The following is a 16221-nucleotide window of genomic DNA, read 5'->3' as shown; positions in this document are numbered from 1 at the left end:
GAACGCAGCCATGGAATTGAGCAGGCCTGTGGCTTGGGTATTGCTGATCATGGCGGGCCTGTTCGAAGTGGCCTGGGCCATCGGGCTCAAGTACAGCGCCGGCTTTACGCGCTGGACGCCTTCCATGCTTACCGCCGTCGCCATGATTGCCAGCATGGGCCTGCTCGGTCTGGCCGCGCGCAGCCTGCCGATCGGCACCGCCTACGCGGTGTGGACCGGAATCGGCACCGTGGGCGCCGTGTTGCTGGGCATCCTGCTGTTCGGAGATTCGCACAGCGCGCTGCGACTGGTCTGCGTCGCGCTCATACTCGTCGGGATCATCGGGTTGAAGCTGGTCGGGGAATAGTTGCTATTGATTTTGACGGTAGCGCAGGCTGCGGCTCTCCGCTGCACCGCGTAACACGAAACCCAGCAAGCCGAACGGCGCCCGGCCGGCAAGCACACGCCTCAGGATCTTGGCGGCCACCAGCAGGCGAAAAACAAACGCATACGCTGCGCCGTGAAGTGTACGCAGATATCGAAACAGGCTGATGTAATACTCCCGCTGCAACGCAAGCTGCAGCTCCGGCTGTTTGGAACTCGCGCCGCCAATGTGGCGTATCCTGGCCTGCGGCATGTGGTACACCTTGCGGCCGGCCTGATGGATGCGCCAGGCGAAGTCCTCTTCCTCGCAATACAGGAAATAGCCGGCATCCAGACCGCCCAGCTGCCAAAGTACTGTTGCGCGCACGAACATGGCGGCACCGGTGACCACGGGGACCGGCAGCGGTGTGCGATACGGCTGGCGGCGGCTGGGATAGCGCCGCGGCTGAAACCGGCGCAGCACGCTGGCACCGAAAAAGGCCAGCGCCAGCGATGGAAAATACCCAAAGCTGGAGCGCGGCTGGTCATCGGCATCGAACATGCTGGCGCCGCAGAGCGCGGCATCCGCATGCGTTTCCATGAACGCCGTGAGGATGGAAAGCACGTCATTCAGGAATTCGCAATCGTTGTTCAGGAACAAGTAATAGTCGGCCGGCACCGAACGCGCCCCCAGCATCATGCCGCCCGCGAAACCGAGATTGCATTCGGACCACACGCAGGTAACTGTGCCTCGCGGGATGGCTGCCAATTGCTCGCGGTCGGCAGGAGCGGAATTGTTGTCGACGACGACGACAGTCACGTCTGCAGTTGCGGCCGTATGCCGACGCAGGGATTCGATGCAGCGCAGGGTATGGGCGGCGGAATTGTAATTCAGCACGACTACCGCGATTTTGGTGTGCGCTGTCATGGGAATTTGGACGCCAGGTTGCGGCCAGTGCGTGAAATCGCGAAATGCGGGAGGGTGCAGAAATTGGCTCCCCGGGCCGGACTCGAACCAGCGACCAACGGATTAACAGTCCGTCGCTCTACCAACTGAGCTACCGGGGAACAGTGGCGGAAGGGCGCATATGGTAATGAAGCGCTTCCGGAGGGTCAACGCCGAGGCGCGTCACACACCCGTTTGATGCAGGAAATCCTGGAATCGCTCCAAAGCCGCTTCAAGATTCTGCATGCTGGTGGCGAACGACAGGCGCAAGTGACCGGGAGCGCCAAAGGCACTGCCGGCGACCAATGCTATGCCGGCGTCGTTCAGCAGGCGCTCGGCCAGTGCATTGTCGTCGGCGAGCTTGAGCCTGGAAATCACTGCGGACAAATCCGGGAAAGCATAGAAGGTGCCGTCCGCCGGCAACACGCGCACGCCCGGCAGGGAATGCAGTTTCCCGTATACGAAGGCATGCCGTTCCTCATAGGCGCGGCACATGCGGCTCACGCAAGACTGGTCGCCGCTGAGCGCGGCTTCCGCGGCGGCCTGTGAGATGGACGCGGGATTCGAAGTGCTCTGGGACTGCACGTCGGTCATGGCATTGATGAGCCATGCGGGGCCGCCGGCGTAGCCGATGCGCCAGCCGGTCATGGCGTAGCTCTTGGATACTCCGTTGAGCACCAGCGTGCGCATGTAAAGATCGGGGCAGGCCATGACAATGTTGCAGAATGGTCCACCACGCCATTGGCAGTGCTCGTACATATCATCGGTGGCGATGAACACCTGCGGGTGGCGGCGCAGCACCGCGCCGAAGGCTTCGAGTTCCGTGCGGCTATAGGCCATGCCGGTGGGATTCGACGGGCTGTTGATCACCAGCAGGCGGGTACGTTTTGTGATGGCGCGTTCCAGCTGTTCCGGTTTGAGCTTGTAGTGCTGTTCCGCACCCGCATAGGGCATGATCGGGATGGCGGCGGCGAGCGCCACCATTTCCGGGTAGCTGACCCAGTAGGGCGCCGGAATGACCGCTTCATCGCCGGGATTCAGCAGTGCCTGGCAAAGATTGAAGAAACTCTGCTTTCCGCCGCAGGACACCAGGATCTGATCCGGCTTGTAGTCGAGACCGTTTTCGCGGCGGAACTTTTCGATGACCGCGCGCTTCAGAGCGGGCGTGCCTCCGACCGCCGTGTACTTGGTCTGGCCCGCGCGGATGGCGCGGATCGCAGCTTCCTTTATATGCTCGGGCGTGTCGAAATCCGGTTCGCCCGCACCCAGGCCGATGATGTCGCGGCCTTGAGCCCTGAGTTCGGCGGCGCGCGCGGTTACGGCCAGCGTGGGCGAAGGCTGCAGGCGCTGCACACGCTCCGCAAGCAAGGCAGTAGTCACGGGAATCTCCATGGAATCCGGCACGGCGCTATCATCTTAAATAAGCATCCGGGAAATTGCCAATGCACGACGATATGAAATTCCAGCTGACGGCCGAGTTTTCGCCGGCCGGTGACCAGGGCGAGGCCATTGCCAGGTTGACGGGCGGGTTGCGCGACGGTCTGGCACGCCAGACCCTGCTCGGCGTGACCGGTTCGGGCAAGACCTTCTCGGTCGCCAGCGTGATTCAGAACACACAGCGGCCGACGCTGGTGCTGGCGCCCAACAAGACGCTGGCCGCCCAGCTCTACGGTGAGTTCAAGTCGTTCTTCCCGCACAACGCGGTGGAGTACTTCGTTTCGTATTACGACTATTACCAGCCGGAGGCCTACGTGCCGTCCAGCGACACTTATATAGAGAAGGACGCCTCCATCAACGAGCACATCGAGCAGATGCGCCTGTCGGCCACCAAGGCCCTGCTCGAGCGCCACGATACGGTGATCGTGGCCACGGTCTCGGCGATTTACGGCCTGGGTGATCCGGAATCCTATCTCAGCATGGTGCTGCACCTGTCGCGCGGCGAGCGCATTGGGCAGCGCCAGATGCTGCGCCGACTGGCGGAAATGCAATACACGCGCAACGAGCTGGAGCTGAATCCCGGAACCTACCGCGTGCGCGGTGAAGTCATTGACATCTTCCCGGCGGAATCCGAGCGTGAGGCGCTGCGCGTCGAGCTGCTGGACGACGAAGTCGAGTCACTGCGGATGTTCGATCCGCTGACCGGCGCCCTGAGCCACAGCCTGCCGCGTTACACGGTCTATCCTTCGAGCCACTATGTCACGCCGCGCAACAAGGTGCTGGATGCGGTGGAGAACATCAAGAAAGAATTGGCTATCCGGCTGGCTGAACTGCGGCAGCTCAACAAACTGGTCGAGGCGCAGCGGCTCGAACAGCGCACGCGTTTCGATCTGGAGATGATGGCCGAGGTGGGTTACTGCAGCGGCATCGAGAACTATTCACGGCATCTCTCGGGCCGGCAGCCCGGCGAACCGCCACCCACGCTGTTCGATTACCTGCCGCCCGACGCGCTGCTGGTGGTGGACGAGAGCCACGTGACCATCCCGCAGCTGGGCGGCATGTATCGCGGCGATCGTTCGCGCAAGGAAACCCTGGTGGAATACGGATTCCGCCTGCCTTCGGCGCTCGACAACCGGCCGCTGCGCTTCGAGGAATGGGAAACGCGCGCGCCGCAGATTATTTTTGTCTCCGCCACGCCCGGTCCCTACGAAAAGCAGCATTCCGACCAAACGGTAGAGCAGGTGGTACGTCCCACCGGATTGGTGGACCCGGAAGTGGAAGTGCGCGCCGCGCGCACCCAGGTAGATGACCTGCTCTCCGAGGTGTGCGCGCGCGCCACACAGAACGAGCGCGTGCTCGTGACCACCCTCACCAAGCGCATGGCGGAAGATTTGACCGAGTACTTTGCCGAACACGCAGTGCGCGTGCGCTATCTGCATTCGGACATCGAAACCGTGGAGCGCACCGAGATCATCCGCGACTTGAGACTTGGCGTATTCGACGTGCTGGTCGGAATCAACCTGCTGCGCGAAGGTCTGGACCTCCCGGAAGTGTCGCTGGTGGCGATTCTGGATGCGGACAAGGAAGGCTTCCTGCGTTCCGAAGGTTCGCTGATCCAGACCATCGGACGCGCCGCGCGCAACGTGCACGGCAAGGCGATCCTGTATGCCGATCGGGTCACCGGTTCCATGCAGCGCGCCATGGATGAAACCAACCGGCGTCGCGACAGGCAGATGGCCTACAACCAGCAGCACGGCATCACGCCCCAGGGAATCCGCAAGGCGGTGGCGGACATCATGGAAGGCGCACGCAGCACCGCACCGCGTGGCGGCAAGGTGACCTACCTCAAGGTTGCCGAAGATCGCGCCAAGTATGAAGTCATGACGCCCGAGAAGCGCCTGAAGCTCATCAAACAGCTTGAACAGGAGATGCACAAGCACGCGCGCGACCTGGAATTCGAGGAGGCGGCGCGCCTGCGGGATGAAATCCGCAAAATCCAGGAAATTGACATGGGCCTGCCCGAGGTCAAAACCGGCTGAAATCTTGCCGGTTCAAGCTCATTCCGGTATCGTTTGCGCCCTGCAGGCGCGTAGCTCAGCTGGTTAGAGCACCACCTTGACATGGTGGGGGTCGTTGGTTCGAGTCCAATCGCGCCTACCAGATACCAGACTGTAAAGTTTATACAACCCGAAACACGCGGCCTTTGGTACCGGCCGCCACTGTAAGGAAGACGACAATGCCCGCTATTACTCTCCCCGACGGTTCCCAAAAGAAGTTCGATCATCCGGCGAGCGTGGCTGAAGTGGCCGCGAGCATCGGCCCAGGTCTGGCCAAGGCGGCGCTCGCCGGCAAAGTCGACGGCAGGCTGGTGGATACCTCGTACCTCATCAGCCGTGACGCCAAGCTCAATATCGTGACCGACCGCGACCCGGAAGGGCTCGAAGTCATCCGCCATTCCACGGCACATCTGTTGGCGCAAGCGGTGAAGCAGCTGTTTCCGCAAGCCCAGGTCACCATCGGGCCGGTGATCGAGGACGGTTTTTATTACGACTTCGCCTATGAGCGACCATTCACCGAAGAAGATCTCTCCGCCATCGAGAAACGCATGCAGGAACTGGTCACGCAGGATCAGCCGGTAAAGCGCAGTACCATGCCACGCGATGAGGCCGTCAAATTCTTCCGCGGCCTGGGAGAAAAATACAAGGCGGAAATTATCGCGAGCATTCCGGTCAACGAGGAAATTTCGTTGTATCGGCAGGGTGATTTCATTGACCTGTGCCGTGGTCCGCATGTGCCGTCCACCGGACACCTCAAGGCGTTTCATCTGACCAAAGTCGCGGGCGCCTATTGGCGCGGCGATTCGAAGAACGAAATGCTGCAACGTATTTATGGCACCGCCTGGGCTGACAAGAAATCGCTGCAGGAATACCTCACGCGGCTGGAGGAAGCCGAGAAACGCGATCATCGGCGGCTCGGCCGCGAACTGGATCTGTTCCACACTCAGGAAGAAGCGCCCGGCATGGTGTTCTGGCACGCCAAGGGTTGGGCGATTTGGCAGGTGGTAGAGCAGTATCTGCGCGTTGTGTACCGCGACAGCGGTTACCAGGAAATCCGTTGCCCGCAGATTCTCGACAAGAACCTGTGGGAGAAGACCGGCCACTGGCAGAATTACCGCGAGAGCATGTTCGTGACCGCGTCGGAAAACCGCGACTACGCCCTCAAGCCGATGAATTGTCCCGGTCACGTGCTGGTGTACAAACACGGGCTGCACAGCTACCGCGAATTGCCGATTCGCTACGGCGAGTTCGGCTCCTGCATCCGCAATGAGCCCTCCGGCGCGCTGCATGGATTGATGCGGGTGCGCGGCTTCGTGCAGGACGATGGCCACATCTTCTGTGCCGAGGACCAGATTGAGAGCGAAGTGGTGGCGTTCCACCGCCAGGCGATGCGCGTTTACGGCGACTTCGGTTTTGCCGCTATCGGGGTGAAACTCGCCCTGCGTCCCGGCGCCAACCAGCGCATCGGTTCCGATGCGGTCTGGGACAAGGCCGAGGCGGCACTCCGGCAGGCGCTGCACGTCTGCAAGGTAGAGTGGCAGGAATTGCCGGGCGAAGGGGCCTTCTACGGACCGAAAATCGAGTATCACATGAAGGATTCCATCGGCCGCTCCTGGCAGGTGGGCACCATGCAGGTGGACTTCTCCATGCCGGGACGGCTCGGGGCCGAGTACGTGGGCGAGGACGGCGCCCGACACGTGCCGGTGATGCTGCACCGCGCCATCGTGGGTTCCATGGAGCGTTTCCTGGGCATTCTCATCGAGCATCATGCCGGGCGTTTTCCGGCCTGGCTGGCCCCCGTCCAGGCGGTGGCACTGACCATCACCAGCCGGCAGGACGAATATGTCCATCGCGTCGTCGAAATCCTGAAAAATCAGGGGCTTCGGGTGGATGCCGACTTGAGAAACGAGAAGATCGGCCTTAAAATTCGCGAACACACGCTCCAGCGCGTCCCCTACCTTCTGGTGGCGGGCGACCGGGAGCAGGAATCAGGTTCCGTGGCGGTACGCACCCGCGCCGGCAACGACTTGGGCAGCCTCAAAATCGAGGAATTTGCCCGGCGGCTTGCCGGCGAGGTCACCAGCCGCGGAGTGTCGGCCTGAACGCCGCCCCAGGAGCAACATGAGGCGGGTTCAGGTTTATTTTTGGAGGGTCGGCTAATCAGTTCGGAAAAACGCGCCCGGCGCAACGGGGAGATCACGGCACCCAAGGTCCGGGTCATCGGCCCGGATAACCAGCAGATCGGCATCATGCTCACTCGCGAGGCCGTACAGTACGCGGAGCAGGCCGGATTGGATCTCGTGGAGGTGTCGCCCGCGGTTGAGCCCCCGGTGTGCCGGGTGATGGACTTTGGCAAATACCTCTTTGAGCTCAACAAGAAGCAGCAAACCGCGCGCAAGAAGCAGAAGCAGATTCAGGTCAAGGAAGTTAAATTCCGGCCGACGACGGACGAGGGCGATTACCGGATCAAATTGCGAAATCTGACGCGCTTCCTGGCGGAGGGCGACAAGGCCAAGGTCACGATCCGGTTCCGCGGCCGCGAAATGCTGCACCAGGAGCTGGGCACCGGCCTGATCGAGCGCATCCGCGGTGATCTCACCGAGGCCGCGCAGGTAGAGCAACATCCAAGACTCGAGGGACGGCAACTGGTTATGGTGCTGTCGCCCAAGAAGAAATAAGTCTCGTCAGAGACTGAAGCAAAAGCGGGGCCATTGTGGCCTCGCCGTCTGGCAACACAAACGCCGCGCCAGCGGGGCCAGACCTTAATAAAGTGAAACTCAGGAGTTCAGACAATGCCAAAGTTGAAGACCGTTCGTGCCGCGGCCAAGCGCTTCCGCGCCAATGCCAGCGGCCAATACAAGCGCGGACACTCGCACAAGCGACACATCCTCACCAAGAAGAGCCCGAAGCGCAAACGTCAGTTGCGCGGCGGTACAGCCGTGGTGCCGCAGGACCACGGGCGTGTGCGGCAAATGTTGCCCTGGTCATAAAGGAGGAATATCGCCATGGCTCGCGTAAAACGTTCGGTCACCAGCCGCGCCAAGCACAAGAAAACCCTGGGCCGCGCCAAGGGCTATTACAACGCACGCCGCAAAACTGTCAGGGCCGCCAAACAGGCGGTCATGAAGGCGGGCCAATACGCCTTCCGAGACCGGCGCGTGCGCAAACGGGAATTTCGCGCTTTGTGGGTGGCGCGCATAAATGCCGCCGCACGGCTCCACGGCCTGTCCTACAGCCGCTTCATGCATGGACTGAAGCGTGCGCAGGTCAGCCTCGATCGCAAATTGCTGGCGGACATTGCCGTCAGTGATCAGGCGGGCTTTGCGAAGCTTGTGGAAAAGGCCAAAGCAAGTCTGGCCTGACATGTTCGCCGCCTGCAGCGGCCGCCGGTGAACCAGCGAGGGGAAAGGCCGCGAGGTTTTTCCCCTCTGTTGTTTGTGAACCAGGGAACCGAGAACCGTGCTTGAACTCGATCAGCTGATCCAGGAAGCACACGCACGCGCCGCCGCGAGCGGGTCGCTTGCGGCGCTGGACGAAGTGCGCGTGCACTACCTCGGAAAAAAGGGCGTCATCACCGAGCAGCTAAAAGCCCTGGGGCGCCTGCCGCCCGGGGAACGTCCGGCTGCGGGTCAGCATGTCAATCGGGTCAAGCAGGCAATTGCCGAGCTTCTGGAGACGCGCCGCGGTGATCTGCAAGCAAGCGCCCTGGAGGCAGAACTGACCACGCATGCCGTGGATGTGACGCTGCCCGGGCGCGGTCAGGCACCCGGCGGTCTGCATCCCGTGACCCGCATCCTGGAGCGCGTGCAGGCGCTTTTTACCAGCCTCGGCTTCCGCGTGGAAGAAGGGCCGGAAATCGAGGACGAATTCCACAATTTCGACGCGTTGAATTTCAAGCCGGCGCACCCGGCACGCGCCGAGATGGACACCTTCTATCTGCGCGACCGGCCTTTGCTGCTGCGCACGCACACCTCACCCGTGCAGGTCCGCGCGCTGCTCAAATACGGCGCGCCGCTACGCGTGATCGCGCCCGGGCGTACGTTCCGCCACGACTACGACGTGACGCATACGCCCATGTTCCACCAGGTCGAAGGTCTGCTGGTGGACGAGGGCGTGAGCATGGCGCACCTGCGCGGCACGCTCACCGATTTCCTGCAACGCTTCTTTGAAATGGATGATCTCAAGTTGCGGTTCCGTCCCTCGTATTTTCCTTTCGTGGAGCCGGGAGCCGAAGTCGACATAAGCTGTATTTTCTGCGACGGCACCGGCTGCCGCGTCTGCAAGCAAACCGGCTGGCTGGAGGTGCTGGGCTGCGGGCTGGTGCACCCCAACGTGCTGGAAACCTGTCGCGTCGACACCCGGCGCTACAGCGGTTGGGCCTTCGGCGTGGGCATTGAACGGCTGGGCATGCTGCGCTACGGCATCAATGATATCCGCATGAACTATGAAAACGATCTGCGCTTCCTGCGCCAGTTCCGCTGAGGCGCAGCCATGAAACTCAGCGAACAATGGCTGCGTGAATTCGTGAACCCGCGGGCCACGGCAGGTGAGATTGCCGAGCGTCTGACGTTGGCCGGAATTGAAATCTCGTCCGTCACCGATGCGCTGCCGCCGATTGACAAGGTGGTGGTCGGTGAGGTGCTGAAGGTCGCGCGTCATCCTCAGGCGGACAAACTCAGCATTTGCGATGTCCGCATCAGCGCCAGGAAACAACTGCAAATCGTTTGCGGCGCGCCTAATGTTCACGCAGGCATGAAAGCCGCCGTGGCTCTGCCCGGTGCCCGCTTGCCGGACGGCACCGAGATTCACGTGAGCCGGCTGAGGGGAATGGAATCCCAGGGCATGCTGTGTTCCGCACGCGAGCTGGGCATTGGGGATGATCATTCAGGCCTTGTGGAATTACCCGTGGATTCGACGGTCGGGAAGCCGTTGATCCAGGTGCTGGGCGGTGCCGACAAAGTTCTGGAAGTGGAAATCACGCCGAATCGTGGTGACTGCCTGAGCGTGCTTGGCATCGCGCGCGAGCTGGGCGCACTCTTCGATCTGGACTTGCATCTACCGCAGTGCGCGCCGGTCAAGCCGACGATCAAGGACACGCTGCCAGTGACCCTCGCAGCACCGGAAGCTTGTCCGGTATTTTCCGGGCGGATCATTCGTGGTTTGCGTACCGATGCCGTGACCCCGTTGTGGATGCGCGAGCGACTGCGCCGCGCCGGATTACGCTGTGTGCACCCCGTGGTGGACGTCACCCAGTACGTCATGCTGGAACTGGGTCAGCCCATGCATGTCTACGATTTGAAGCGTGTGTCCGGAAGCATAGTTGTGCGCATGGCCAGGACCGGCGAGTCACTGCAGCTTCTGGATGGGAACACGCACACTCTGGAGCCGGATATGTTGGTCGTCGCCGACAGCACGCGCCCGTTGGGCGTGGGCGGGATCATGGGAGGCGCGGCGTCGAGCGTACAGGCGGATACCAGAGATATTTATCTGGAAGCCGCGTTTTTCGCGCCCCAGATCATCAGCAGTCGTGAACGCAAACTGGGTGTGCAAACCGATGCGGCCTACCGTTTTGCGCGCGGTGTGGATCCGACGGGCCAGACGCGTGCGCTGGAGCGTGCGACGCGACTGCTTTTGAACATTGCGAGTGGAGAGCCGGGCCCCGTGAACAGGGTTACGGGGAGGCCAAATGCGGCGGCCAAACTGGTTTTGCGGCAACTGAAATTGAGGCAGTTGCTGGGTATCAAGGTTCCCGATCGCGAAGTGGGCCGTATTCTGAGCCGCCTGGGATTCCGGACACGCAAGCGCGCGCGCACTTGGGAGGTGAGGGCGCCCAGTCACCGCTTCGACCTTGAAAGGGAAGAAGACTTGGTGGAAGAGGTGGGGCGGGTGTTCGGGTATGAGCACATACCTGCCATTGCCTACCCGTCCACCCAGCGCATGCTGCCCTTGCCGGAGGAGCAACTGCCGTTGGCCCGGCTGCGGGGCATACTGACCGGACGCGGATACCAGGAGGTCATCACCTACAGCTTCGTAGATGGACTGCTGCAGCAACGGCTTACGGGCGGCCCGGGAATTGCACTGGCCAATCCCATCACCACCGATATGACTGAGATGCGTTGCAGCCTGTGGCCGGGCTTGGTTCAGACGCTGCGTTACAACCTGAATCGTCAACAAGAGCGCGTGCGTGTTTTCGAGTGTGGAATGAGATTTATCGAACAACATAATGAAATAACACAGGAAAATGTCTTATCTGGATTGATAACTGGTTCCCAATATCCAGCCCAATGGGGACTACCGCAGCGCGCGGCCGACCTTTCCGACCTCCGGGGCGATGTGGAGACCCTGCTGGCGGCGAGCGAAGCCGCGGAGCGGCTGGGGGCCAGTGCAGCACTGCATCCGGCGTTGCATCCCGGCCAGTCGGCAAAGCTCCACTTGAACGGAGTTGATCTGGGCTGGATGGGCGCGTTACATCCCATCCTGCTCCGTGAACTGACGCTGGATCAGCCGGTATTCCTGTTTGAGCTGCGCCTAGGGCCATTGCTGAGTGGGCGTCTGCCGAAGCTCGCGCCCATATCCCCATTTCCTTCGTTGTCGCGGGACTTGGCGGTGGTGGTGGATGAAAGGGTGCCCGCCGCCACGATTTTGGGGCTGGTGCGGGAGGCCGTCGCGCCCCAACCTATTGAAGTTAACATATTTGACATATATCATGGACCAGGCATAGATTCTGGACGAAAAAGTGTGGCTTTGAGCTTGATTTTACAAGACTCTTCGCGCACTCTAACGGACGAGGCTGCGGATGCGACTGTCAAGCAAGTAGTCCGGCAGCTGCAAGATAAACTGGGTGCAACAATAAGAGACTAAGCATGGCGCTGACCAAGGCGGAGATGGCCGAGGCCTTGTTTGAAGAGCTGGGGCTCAACAAGCGGGAGGCGAAGGAGCTGGTGGACCTGTTTTTCGAGGAAGTCCGCCAGGCCTTGGCGCGGGGAAGACAGGTAAAGCTGTCGGGCTTCGGCAATTTCGACCTGCGCAGCAAAAACCAGCGTCCCGGTCGGAACCCCAAGACCGGTGAGGAGATCCCCATCAGCGCACGCCGCGTGGTGACTTTCAGGCCCGGACAGAAACTCAAGGCGCGAGTCGAAACCTATGCTGGAAGCCGGGAACAATAACGAACTGCCGGCCATCCCCGGCAAGCGTTACTTCACCATCGGTGAAGTCAGCGATCTTTGCGGCGTGAAGCCGCACGTATTGCGCTATTGGGAGCAGGAATTTCCGCAGCTCAAACCGGTCAAGCGCCGCGGCAACCGGCGTTACTACCAACGCCACGACGTGTTGGTCATCCGCCAGATACGCAGCCTGCTATACGATCAAGGCTTTACCATCGGCGGCGCCCGCCAACAGCTTTCCAGCGACACAGCACGTCAAGACGTGTCGCAAAGCCAGCAGATTGTCCATCAGTTGCGCACCGAGCTGGAAGAGCTGCTGCAGTTGCTCAAACGCTGAATCGTCAATAAACCTGCCAGGCGCTTGCCGTGCGTATCGGTTATCATGACGCGGTCGCGCAATTCTTGATGTTGTTCAATCGAACGGGGCGTAGCGCAGTCTGGTAGCGCACTTGCATGGGGTGCAAGTGGTCGGAGGTTCAAATCCTCTCGCCCCGACCAAATTCCGAATTACGCTGGGGGCGCACCGCCGGATTGAACTGCCACCGTCCTGGCCGTTGAAGGTGCCGTCTCAGCACGTCTCCAGGGCCAATCTCGCGAAATGGGTCTATCATGGAACACGGAATATTCGTCCACCCAGCTCAACGGATCGTGTTGCCCTGTCCGGCACGTCCTTGCATCATGTGAAATCCGCCCCCCACCCAAACACCAGAATCAACTCCCTGCGTATTACGCAGGTATTATTCAGCCTTGCATTGGTGATAGTAATAGTGCTTATCGCAATGGGCATCGCCGGAGTACATTGGCCTAAATGGCTGCTGGCCATAGCGGCTGTTTTGTAAACATCACGATTACAAGAAAGTCGGCTCCACCCGATCAACTCACAATCAAGGCGTGTGCGCAGGGATTGCGCGCCGCTCAAGCGTCGAGTGGTTTCAATGCCGCCAGGTAACGGTCCACTTCATTCACGGCCAACGGCTTCGAAAAATAATAGCCTTGCCCACGGCGGCAACCCAGCGCACGCAGGAGTTCAAGTTGGCGGGCGGTTTCGATACCCTCGGCAACCACGTCCATCCCCAAGTCCGCCGCCAGGACCGTGATGGTGCGGACAATTGACCGGTCACTGCGGTTTTTTTCTATGCCGGCGATAAATGAACGGTCGATCTTTAACGTATCCAGCTTGAATGTGCGCAAAGCACTGAGCGAAGAATAGCCGGTGCCGAAATCGTCCATTTGCAGATTCACTCCGATGGCGCGCAAGCGACTGATGGTCTCGGCCGCCAACTCCGGATTATCCATGAACACCGTCTCGGTGATTTCCAGGCACAGGCTGCCGGCGGGGATGTCGGTCATGTCCAGCACCCGGGCAACGCGCTGCGGCAGCAACCAGTGGGCAAACTGGCGATTCGCTATGTTTACGCTCACCGTGATTTTGTCACCCAGGTGCTTGTGACGCTTGCGCCACTGGGACAAATGCGCGCACGCGGTTTCAATCACCCACCAGCCCAGCGGAATAATCAGTCCGGTTTCTTCGGCAACCGCCAGGAATTGATCGGGCGTTACCAAACCGCGTTCAGGATGTGCCCAACGCACCAAGGCCTCGAAACCGGTGAGGCGCCCGCTGGCGAGATCGAGAATCGGTTGAAAATAGACGCGGAACTCGTTGCGCTGCAGCGCGTGGCGCAGCTCAGTCTCCAGTTTCAGGTTGGCTTTGACATGCTGGTGCATGGCGTCATCAAAAACCACGTAACCCGCCTTGCCGGCAGCTTTGGCGCGATACATGGCAGTGTCCGCATCCCGTAGCAATTCATCCGGATGCTGATAGTGAGGCGCACTGGTGACGATGCCGATGCTGGCGGTGGAAAATACGTCGCGGCCGCCGACAGTAAAGGCACGTGCCAGCTCCTCATGAATGCGTTCCGCCACGGCAGTGGCTTCGTCCAGAGCCTGTATATGCTCCAGAAGGATGGTGAATTCGTCACCGCCGTAGCGCGCCATGAGATCCGCAGGGCGCAGACAGGTGTGCAGGCGTTTGGTAATAGCCGTCAACAGCCGATCTCCGAAGCTGTGGCCTAAGCTGTCGTTGATCAGCTTGAAGCGATCGAGATCGAGAAACAAAAGGGCAAATGGAGCCGTACCAGCAGAATTATTCGAGGCCACGGCCTGACGCAGCCGATCCATGAAAAAGCTGCGGTTTGGCAGGCCGGTAAGCGCATCGTGATAGGCACTGTGCACCAAATCCTGCTCGACTTTCTTGCGCTCGGTGACGTCGCGTGCGGTGCCCATGACGGCGGGGCGGCCGCGCCAGAAAATCCGGCTCACGGCAACAGATGCGGTGATGCGCGGCATGCCGGGCTTGCCCCGCAAGTGCATTTCATGCGGATCCAGATAGTGCTCATCAACCGCATCCGCGGCAATTTTTTCCGCCAATCCATCGTTGGCTGAGACTATCACCTCGCTGAGCGGCATACCGTGCATGTCTTCGGAGCGATGCCCAAGCATCTGCGCAAAGGCACGATTCACGTAGATCAGTTTCCCGGCCTGACTGAGAAATACGCCGTCCTGGCTCATGTCCACCAGCAAGCGGTATTTTTCCTCTGAACGCAGCAGTGCCTCTTCGGCGCGCTTGCGGCCGGTGATATCCTGCAGCGTACCCTCGAAATACAGAATGTGCCCACGCGCGTCCTTGACTGCGCGCGAATTGTCACACACCCAAATCGTGGTGCCATCTTTCCGGAAGATCTGAAATTCCTGAGCGGAATATTGCCCGTGCTCCTCGAGACGGCGCAACAGTTCCGCGCGCTGTTCGCTGCGCACATAGATGCGCGAGGCAATGTTCAATTTGTCCGCGACGATTTCCTTGGGATTCTCGTAGCCTAGTATCCGCGCCAGTGCCGGATTGGCGCTGACAATCAGACCATCAGGCGTAGCTCGATAGATACCATCGCTGGCGTTGTCAAAATAGTCCTGGTACTTGTGTTCGCGGTCCCGCTGTGCGCCGACGGATTGGGCGTCCTGCAATCTGTGCTGGCAGCGCAGCAGCAGTACGCGTTGACTGCCTTCACCAATAAGTTTGGTCTGCACTTCGCAGGGAAGTGCGTTTCCGCCTTTGCTGCGGAAATGCATCGGCCAGGAATCAGACCGCTGGTGCGCTGATTCCGTTTGGAGTTTGGTCAGATCACCGGCATCCAGCACCTTGGTGCAGGCCGACTGTTGCAGCTCGTTGCGTGCGTAGCCCAGCCACTCGCAGGCAATATCGTTGACTTGTGAAAATGTCCAGTCGGCAGGGTTTGACGACGGACAGGCACAGATAAAGATGGCATCCTGCGCCGTACTGAACAATGCATCGACGGTAGCATTGAGGTTCTGTACGTGGCCCAAGGCCGCCTGAGAATCCGTAACGTCCACAAGGCTGAAAAGGATGTGGCGCGAACCGCCATATTCGCGGGCTTCTGCCGACAACCGTGCGTGCCGCACCATGCCGTTGCTGGCACGCAGGGCAACTTTGCGATTTACGATGTGGCCACCCGCCTTTAACTCCTGCATGAACTCGGTTCCCAGTTGCGAACTTTCGAACAGCTCCGAGTTTGACAGGCTCTGGCCTATCAATGTAGCGGGGCTGAGTCCGAGAAGTTGCTCGACGGAGGGGCTGATGTCGGTAATCTGCAAATTCTCGAATGTGGCTGCACCAATAATGTCCGACGTCATGCGGAATAGGTTGGCGAGTTTTGCGGTCGTCAGGCGTTGAATTTCGTCCAGGCGCTGCCGGCGCAATTCAGCGGCAGCGCGCGTTGCCAGGGCGCGCAATGTCGAGAGCAACTGCGCGTCGGCCTGCAGCGGCTGGCGCGACATGACGCCGAGGTGCCCGATCGCGCGGCCGTCCACATCACGAATGGCCACAGCACAAAAGGCGCGCACACCGTGTTTGCGCAGCCACCGGTCTTTGGGATAGAGGCTGACAACCTCATCTGCGTGCCATACCTCGGATTCGGCCAGCGTGCGTGCAGCCGGCGTCCCCTCGATGGCCAACTCGCTGCCCGACACCGCGCGATTCACATGCCAGGCGGAGATGATCCGCAATTTGGGATTGTCTGGGGTCTGGCGCACGCTCACGAAGGCATATTCGACATCCAGTGCATATGCCAAACGCCGGGTGACGTCGCGAATGAAATCCTCGCCCGTGAGGCCCGCCAATTGCTCGGTCAGCGCGTGAACTGCGCTGGCGGGGAGCGGGTGCATGGCATTTTCGGGTCTCATGGATCGGGGGCTCCCAGCGCGA

General features: G+C 60.6%; 13 protein-coding genes and 3 tRNA genes. 12 read left to right on the top strand and 4 right to left on the bottom strand.

Annotated features, from left to right (window positions below; all coding sequences use genetic code 11):
- Positions 1–28: 28 nt before the first annotated feature.
- Positions 29–346 (top strand): quaternary ammonium compound efflux SMR transporter SugE, encoded by a 318-nt coding sequence (sugE, locus tag VJR90_05375; protein ID HKV96904.1) that lies wholly within the window; start codon positions 29–31, stop codon positions 344–346.
- Between the two features lie 3 nt (positions 347–349).
- Here the strand turns inward: sugE and VJR90_05370 are convergent, their stop codons facing one another.
- The 3 genes from VJR90_05370 to VJR90_05360 form a co-directional block, all read right to left on the bottom strand.
- Positions 350–1270, bottom strand: coding sequence for a glycosyltransferase family 2 protein (locus VJR90_05370; protein HKV96903.1), 921 nt, complete (start codon positions 1268–1270; stop codon positions 350–352).
- A gap of 64 nt (positions 1271–1334) precedes the next feature.
- A tRNA-Asn gene (locus VJR90_05365) sits at positions 1335–1410 on the bottom strand.
- Between the two features lie 61 nt (positions 1411–1471).
- The gene (locus VJR90_05360) at positions 1472–2680 is read right to left on the bottom strand and encodes a pyridoxal phosphate-dependent aminotransferase (GenBank protein ID HKV96902.1); all 1209 of its coding nucleotides are present in this window, start codon (positions 2678–2680) and stop codon (positions 1472–1474) included.
- Positions 2681–2730: 50 nt separating this feature from the next.
- Between VJR90_05360 and uvrB the strand changes: the two genes are divergently transcribed.
- The 11 genes from uvrB to VJR90_05305 all read left to right on the top strand — a co-directional run bounded on the left by uvrB (position 2731) and on the right by VJR90_05305 (position 12443).
- Positions 2731–4764 carry an excinuclease ABC subunit UvrB gene (gene uvrB, locus VJR90_05355; protein HKV96901.1) on the top strand — a complete coding sequence of 678 codons (2034 nt, stop codon included), beginning with the start codon at positions 2731–2733 and terminating at the stop codon, positions 4762–4764.
- Between the two features lie 44 nt (positions 4765–4808).
- Positions 4809–4885 (top strand) — tRNA-Val (locus VJR90_05350).
- A 76-nt stretch (positions 4886–4961) separates the two neighbouring features.
- On the top strand, positions 4962–6884 hold the full coding sequence (thrS, locus tag VJR90_05345) for a threonine--tRNA ligase (GenBank protein HKV96900.1): 1923 nt from the start codon (positions 4962–4964) through the stop codon (positions 6882–6884).
- A 42-nt stretch (positions 6885–6926) separates the two neighbouring features.
- Complete coding sequence (gene infC / locus VJR90_05340) at positions 6927–7460, top strand: translation initiation factor IF-3 (protein HKV96899.1); 534 nt, start codon at positions 6927–6929, stop codon at positions 7458–7460.
- Positions 7461–7574: 114 nt separating this feature from the next.
- Positions 7575–7772, top strand: a complete 198-nt coding sequence (rpmI, locus tag VJR90_05335; GenBank protein HKV96898.1) for a 50S ribosomal protein L35 — start codon at positions 7575–7577, stop codon at positions 7770–7772.
- A 15-nt stretch (positions 7773–7787) separates the two neighbouring features.
- Positions 7788–8144, top strand: a complete 357-nt coding sequence (rplT, locus tag VJR90_05330) for a 50S ribosomal protein L20 (GenBank protein ID HKV96897.1) — start codon at positions 7788–7790, stop codon at positions 8142–8144.
- 115 nt (positions 8145–8259) lie between these two features.
- Positions 8260–9264: a phenylalanine--tRNA ligase subunit alpha gene (pheS, locus tag VJR90_05325; protein HKV96896.1), complete on the top strand. Its 1005-nt coding sequence runs from the start codon at positions 8260–8262 to the stop codon at positions 9262–9264.
- A 9-nt stretch (positions 9265–9273) separates the two neighbouring features.
- A complete protein-coding gene (pheT, locus tag VJR90_05320) occupies positions 9274–11643 on the top strand; it encodes a phenylalanine--tRNA ligase subunit beta (protein HKV96895.1) in 2370 nt (789 codons plus the stop codon).
- Positions 11644–11645: 2 nt separating this feature from the next.
- Positions 11646–11948 (top strand): integration host factor subunit alpha, encoded by a 303-nt coding sequence (gene ihfA / locus VJR90_05315; GenBank protein HKV96894.1) that lies wholly within the window; start codon positions 11646–11648, stop codon positions 11946–11948.
- On the top strand, positions 11926–12282 hold the full coding sequence (locus VJR90_05310) for a MerR family transcriptional regulator (protein ID HKV96893.1): 357 nt from the start codon (positions 11926–11928) through the stop codon (positions 12280–12282). The genes ihfA and VJR90_05310 overlap by 23 nt, the downstream gene beginning before the upstream one ends.
- Before the next feature lie 84 nt (positions 12283–12366).
- A tRNA-Pro gene (locus tag VJR90_05305) sits at positions 12367–12443 on the top strand.
- A 417-nt stretch (positions 12444–12860) separates the two neighbouring features.
- On the opposite strand, the gene VJR90_05300 is transcribed toward VJR90_05305, so the two are convergent.
- The gene (locus VJR90_05300) at positions 12861–16181 is read right to left on the bottom strand and encodes an EAL domain-containing protein (protein HKV96892.1); all 3321 of its coding nucleotides are present in this window, start codon (positions 16179–16181) and stop codon (positions 12861–12863) included.
- Positions 16182–16221: the final 40 nt, after the last annotated feature.

The organism is Gammaproteobacteria bacterium (assembly GCA_035279405.1).
Classification (GTDB): Bacteria; Pseudomonadota; Gammaproteobacteria; order Natronospirales; family REEB76; genus REEB76.
The sequence above is the reverse complement of the archived record's forward strand: the minus strand, read 5'-3'. Positions and strand labels throughout refer to the sequence as shown.

What these genes read in the sequence shown, in the direction of transcription:
- VJR90_05370 (HKV96903.1), bottom strand. Translation starts at nt 1,270, where the DNA reads ATGACAGCGCACACCAAAATCGCGGTAGTCGTGCTGAATTACAATTCC.
- VJR90_05360 (HKV96902.1), bottom strand. Translation starts at nt 2,680, where the DNA reads ATGGAGATTCCCGTGACTACTGCCTTGCTTGCGGAGCGTGTGCAGCGC.
- uvrB (HKV96901.1), top strand. Translation starts at nt 2,731, where the DNA reads ATGCACGACGATATGAAATTCCAGCTGACGGCCGAGTTTTCGCCGGCC.
- thrS (HKV96900.1), top strand. Translation starts at nt 4,962, where the DNA reads ATGCCCGCTATTACTCTCCCCGACGGTTCCCAAAAGAAGTTCGATCAT.
- rpmI (HKV96898.1), top strand. Translation starts at nt 7,575, where the DNA reads ATGCCAAAGTTGAAGACCGTTCGTGCCGCGGCCAAGCGCTTCCGCGCC.
- rplT (HKV96897.1), top strand. Translation starts at nt 7,788, where the DNA reads ATGGCTCGCGTAAAACGTTCGGTCACCAGCCGCGCCAAGCACAAGAAA.
- pheT (HKV96895.1), top strand. Translation starts at nt 9,274, where the DNA reads ATGAAACTCAGCGAACAATGGCTGCGTGAATTCGTGAACCCGCGGGCC.
- ihfA (HKV96894.1), top strand. Translation starts at nt 11,646, where the DNA reads ATGGCGCTGACCAAGGCGGAGATGGCCGAGGCCTTGTTTGAAGAGCTG.
- VJR90_05310 (HKV96893.1), top strand. Translation starts at nt 11,926, where the DNA reads ATGCTGGAAGCCGGGAACAATAACGAACTGCCGGCCATCCCCGGCAAG.
- VJR90_05300 (HKV96892.1), bottom strand. Translation starts at nt 16,181, where the DNA reads ATGCACCCGCTCCCCGCCAGCGCAGTTCACGCGCTGACCGAGCAATTG.